At 35.5% G+C, this 5,487-nt stretch carries 6 protein-coding genes; 5 read left to right on the forward strand and 1 reads right to left on the reverse strand.

Features of this window, described 5'->3' with window-relative positions; all coding sequences use genetic code 11:
- The first annotated feature begins 58 nt into the window (after positions 1-58).
- From DWX26_RS16330 to DWX26_RS16350, 5 genes are all read left to right on the forward strand, one after another.
- Entirely contained in the window at positions 59-733 is a 675-nt protein-coding gene (locus tag DWX26_RS16330) for a response regulator transcription factor (RefSeq protein WP_014080778.1), read from the forward strand.
- On the forward strand, positions 721-1,899 hold the full coding sequence (locus DWX26_RS16335) for a sensor histidine kinase (RefSeq protein ID WP_117509307.1): 1,179 nt from the start codon (positions 721-723) through the stop codon (positions 1,897-1,899). The genes DWX26_RS16330 and DWX26_RS16335 overlap by 13 nt, the downstream gene beginning before the upstream one ends.
- Positions 1,900-2,015: 116 nt before the next feature.
- The gene (locus DWX26_RS16340; RefSeq protein ID WP_117509306.1) at positions 2,016-3,086 is read left to right on the forward strand and encodes an ABC transporter permease subunit; all 1,071 of its coding nucleotides are present in this window, start codon (positions 2,016-2,018) and stop codon (positions 3,084-3,086) included.
- The gene (locus tag DWX26_RS16345) at positions 3,083-3,739 is read left to right on the forward strand and encodes a transporter (RefSeq protein ID WP_243002043.1); all 657 of its coding nucleotides are present in this window, start codon (positions 3,083-3,085) and stop codon (positions 3,737-3,739) included. Before DWX26_RS16340 ends, DWX26_RS16345 begins: the two co-directional genes overlap by 4 nt.
- A gap of 3 nt (positions 3,740-3,742) precedes the next feature.
- Complete coding sequence (locus tag DWX26_RS16350) at positions 3,743-4,615, forward strand: ATP-binding cassette domain-containing protein (protein WP_118601773.1); 873 nt, start codon at positions 3,743-3,745, stop codon at positions 4,613-4,615.
- Between the two features lie 37 nt (positions 4,616-4,652).
- Here the strand turns inward: DWX26_RS16350 and DWX26_RS17315 are convergent.
- Positions 4,653-5,487 (reverse strand): tetratricopeptide repeat protein (locus DWX26_RS17315; protein ID WP_334295238.1); only part of this gene is annotated, 835 nt, incomplete at its 5' end.

The raw sequence follows: 5,487 nt of genomic DNA on the forward strand, positions 1-5,487 counted from the left end.
AAAGAATATAGATGAAAGGAAGTGAAAAAGTCGAGACAAAGTCTACTCGACGGTTTGGATGAAATACAAGATTTTAGTTGTCGATGATGATAAAGAATTGGTGAAAATGCTTTGTAGTTATTTTAATATGAAACAATATGAAACCATTACGGCTACAGATGGAATGGAAGCATTAAATAAAATAAAAATGAAACCGGATATTATTTTGTTGGATATCAATATGCCACGCATGGATGGGATTGAAGTATGTCGTCTGATACGCAGTAAAGTGTTATGTCCAATTTTATTTCTAACAGCAAGAGTTGACGAAGATGATAAAATTAATGGGTTGCTTTCAGGTGGGGATGATTATATTACGAAACCATTTAGTCTTCGGGAGTTGGAAGCGAGGATTGTTACAAACATAAAGAGAGAAGAAAGGCATCAACAAAAAACGGAATACCGTTTCATGGATGAAATGCTGATTGATTATTCTGAAAAAATAGTAGCTATAGCTGGACACAGGATGGAGTTCACAAAAATTGAATATCAGATTATTGAATTCTTATCCATGCATCCAGGGCAGGTGTTTGATAAAGAACGTATATATGCACAAGTCTGTGGATATGATGCGGAAGGGGACAGTAGAACGATAACGGAATTAGTACGGCGTATAAGGAAAAAAATAGCGGATTATTCAGAAAAAGAATACATAGAAACTGTATGGGGGATTGGATACCGATGGAAAAAATAAGAAACTTGTCACTGAAAAAAACAATTCTGCTTTATTTTGTGATCAGCTTAACGGCAGCATTTCTGTTATCTGGATTTACAGTTCATTTTGCAAGAAATATGCAGAATAAAATATGGGAAAAATATATTGATTATGCAGATTATACGGACGTGTTTCAGCAATATGGAAAGAAATACGAGATTGAGATATCAAGACCTAATCAATCACAGATGAATCGTTTGGACCATCATCTTTCGGAAATGTGTGACTTTATGGAAACATATTCGGTACTGATTTTTTCGATTGTTGGGAGTGTTGTTGCGGTATTCTTTTTTTATAAAAATAAGTTAAAGACACCTCTACAGGAACTAAAAGATGCCTCACAAATGATTGCAGATAATGAACTGGATTTTCATGTGTCCTATGAAAATAAAGATGAGATGGGAACTTTGTGTAAAGAATTTGAAATGATGCGAAGTGATTTATCAGATAACAACAGAAAGATGTGGCGAATGATTGATGACGAGAAGGCTTTGCGGAATGCAATTGCACATGATATACGTTCTCCACTTTCCATATTGCGTGGGTATCAGGAAATGCTCTTAGAGTTTGTTTCTGCTGAGAGTATAAAAACAGAGGATGTTATTGATATCTTACAAACAGGCATGTATCAGATTGACCGTATAGAGCATTTCACGGAAAACATGAGAAAAATGTCCCATTTAGAACAGAGGGAACTGCAATGCTCAGAGATAGAATTATCGGAACTGGCAAAAAAGATTGAGGCAGAAGCTGCCATGCTGTCCAAGAAGGAAAGTAAATTATGTAAGGTAGAAAGAGTGCAGGAACAAAACATTGTGAAAGTGGATGAGGAACTTGTCATGGAAGTGACAGACAACTTACTGGAAAATGCGGTTCGATATGCACAAAAAAGTATTGCTTTGCAGATAAAGAAAAAGGATGGTTTTCTTATAATTTCTGTTGAAGATGATGGAATAGGATTTGTGGATACTGAGGAAAAAGTAACAGAACCATTTTATCATAAGAATCCACAAGATGATTTAAAGCATTTTGGCCTTGGTATGTATATTTCTCGTATTTTCTGTGAAAAGCATGGAGGAAATTTGAAAATATATAATGCCAGACAAGGCGGTGCTCATGTAGAAGCTCTTTTCAAAGCTGAATAAAAATACTTTATAAGGCTGAAATCACAAATAAAGTGGTTTTAGTCTTTTTTGTTGTGAATTTATTGAGAATTGATTTGTATGATGTTGTTAAAGAAATAAAGAAAGGAAGAGATACAATGAAAACAATCATAAAAAGAAGTATACTTGATTATTTAAAGAACCCTGTTTTGTGGATTGGCTTGATTATTATAGTTGCCAGTATGTATCAATGTCTGTCACCGTATTTGCAAATTCATTATATCAAACAGAATGAACAGGTCACACAAAATGATGTAGAATTGGAAGATGCCGATGTCATGGATGGGTACATTCCCACATCTGATGATAAAGAAAGAAGAAGGGAGTGGGAAGATACGATCAAAGAGACGTTAATGGACACCTCCCAAAATGGTTTTGGATTTAGCAGGCAGGAAGCGGATCATGTAATGAAAGAAATTCAGAATATGGATGTAAAGACTGCTTCTGAGTTTTTGGAATCCCAATATGGCTATTATAATGCAATATATGCTTATGAGGACCTTGAAATTCATAAGGGGACAGCAGAAGAAATCAATCATTATATCGAGCGGAAATTATCCGAACATTCTTTTTCCTGGTACTTTGCCAAAAAGTTCACGGATTTTGCAGGATTGCATATGGCCTTTTTTGCAACAGTCTTGCTATCATTTTTATTTATTCAGGATACACGAAAAAGTACCTATGAATTATTACATACAAAGCCTGTTACGGCAATCCAATATATATGTGGGAAAGTAATAAGCGGATTCATTAGTATGCTGGGAGTATTAGTGATTTTGAATGTTATATTCTTTATGCTGTGTTTGAAAACGTCTTTAGAATCGGGATTTCCGGTAACACCAATTGATTTTTGCGTGAATTCTCTGATCTATATTGTGCCGAATCTTTTGATGATATGTTGTGTCTATACAATTACAGCATTAATATTTAAAAATCCGCTTCCGGCAGCACCAGTTTTGTTTTTACACATTATATATTCAAATATGCTGACCGAGAAGAATGATATTTATTATATGAGACCGTTCTCTATTATGGTGCGATTTCCTGGCAGGTTTTTTGAAACACATGCAGCCAAAATGTCAAATATAAATCAGATTATGCTTGTGATCGCATCTGTTATATTAGTATGTATTTCTGTTACAATCTGGAAAAGGAGGAGGGTTCATTGAAAACGGAACTCAAAAACTGCCTGTCGTTATATAAGATTTTTTATTCATGTGCCTTTATACTGATATTGTGTGTTATTCATCCGATTATATACTATGAAGAAATCGGTTCAGCAATTCAGTCTCCAATAGCATTTTTAACAATTATTTTTTGTAGTGACACATATTTGATGGAAGTAAAAAGTAAGCGTGCCGATGTATTTCATTTGTATGATCAAAAAAAGCAGTTAAAAGTAATATCACAGAGAGTGTGCGTTCAAATATTATATTTATTAATACTTTCCTGTGTTGGATATGTTTTATTTTTCTGGCAAAAACCGGGCAGTGTAAACGAAGGCATTTCAGGTATTCAGATATTTCTTTTATATTTCATTGCAATGTTTGGAACTATCTGGCTTTGGAGTATATGCTCTGTGATTTTGTGTACATTGCTTGGAAATATGTGGGCAGGTATAGGATGTTTATTTGGAATTGTCATTGGACTTATATCAAAAGCGGGAAGTTCATTTTTCGGAAATCTGGGATTGTTTTCTTTCAGCTTTTGTGAACCTACTCAATTAATGTCCGAGAGTTGGATTTATGGAACGCTTGTGTCTTTTATAACGGGGCTGTTTTTATTTGCAGTATTACCAATGGCTTTAAAGAAAAGAGGATAGATTATGAGTATTAGAATAAATGATTTAACAGTTAGATTTAAAAATGGTGTAGTTGCAGTAAATAAGGCATCTCTTGAAATACCCAAGGGAATTTACGGACTTTTGGGAGAGAATGGTGCGGGAAAAACCACGCTGATGAGGGTTCTTACAACCGTTTTAAAACAAACGGAAGGAGTGGTTTCGATTGATGGAATTCTGTATAACGAGGGAAATTATGAAAAAATACAGAAAAAGATTGGTTATCTTCCACAGGAAATCGACTTATATCCGAATCTTACGGTGAAAGAATGCCTTGTATATATGGGGGGACTGTCAGGAGTATCCAGAAATGACCTCGAACAAAGAATTACCTATTATCTGGAAAAGACTTCTCTTACAGAGCATCAGAATAAAAAAATGCGGCAATTATCTGGTGGTATGAAGAGACGTGTCGGACTCATACAGGCACTTCTTAATAATCCGGATTTTTTGATTATTGATGAACCTACCACCGGGTTAGATCCGGAAGAAAGGATTAGGATCCGCAATCTTCTGGTTGATTTTTCAAAGGATAGAACTGTGCTGTTTTCCACTCATGTAGTAGAAGATTTAGCAGCAACCTGTACACAGCTTGCCATTATGAAAAAAGGAAGTTTTTTATATTCCGGAAGCGTGAGTGGATTGCTGGAAAATGCAAAGGGCTGTGTTTGGAATTGTACGGTACAAAATGCAGAAGAAGCCCGTTTGTTAGAAGCCAATTATTCTATATCATCTAAGCAGTATGTAGAAAATGGAATTCATATGAAAGTATTAAGCAAAGGAAAGCCAAATGAGAATTGTGTCCTGGATAATGATATCACTTTGGAAGATGCATATATTTATTTGACGAATAGTTGAATATAACGGCGGGCAAGTTGCCCGCCGTAAATTATGCTTATTTTGTTAAAAGACCGGATAGTTTTTTTCCAATGCAAAATCCAATCTGTGGATATAACTCCTGAATTTCCTGATATTTTGCTTCAATCATTTCTGGTTCATCAGCCCAGATCTTTTCATATATTTTGAAAGCTCTTTTAAAATGTGTTTTGGCTTGCGGAAGATTGGCAGTCATCAGATAAATGGTTCCAAGGGTTTCCTGTACTTTGGCATAATCCAGACAGTCATCGGAATGGTATTCCTTGATGATGCCGGATAATTTTTGCAATTCAGAGATGCCTCTTTCGGGTTCCTGCTGTTCTGTCAGGAACATTGCATAATTGGCAATCTGAGGTATGCTGTCATTTATATGAAGCAGGTTAAATTGGTCAAGCAGTGAGATACTTTTTCCCATGTGTTCTCTTGCAAGATCGGGATAACCGTTCATGCGGTAAAGTCCTCCAAGATTGGCATGAAGGTTAGAAACGAGGCGAGCATTGTCAGCAGTGATATTTTCTATCTGGGCAAGTGCATCTTTTTCCAGTTTTATTGCTTTTTCAGGTTTGGTTTCAAGGGTTGCCTGAAAATCCAGTAATAACGCCCGGTCAGAGTTGGTGCCAATGCTTTTTGTCTTTAACAGCACCTTCAGTTCCTGAATGATTCCCTTCATACCTTTGTGATAGTTATAGTTATCCATGTATGGAAATGCATTTTCCAGAAAAAGCAGATACTTTGGCATATCATCTTTTTCAATTAATTCTATGATATTTCCGATTGTTTGAAATAGCTTTTTATAATAATCTACTTCCATTCCATGCATTAAACATATGTGCTGTAAAGAATCCAGAAACGTG

Source organism: Blautia sp. AF19-1 (assembly GCF_003479155.1).
GTDB lineage: Bacteria > Bacillota > Clostridia > Lachnospirales > Lachnospiraceae > Fusicatenibacter > Fusicatenibacter saccharivorans.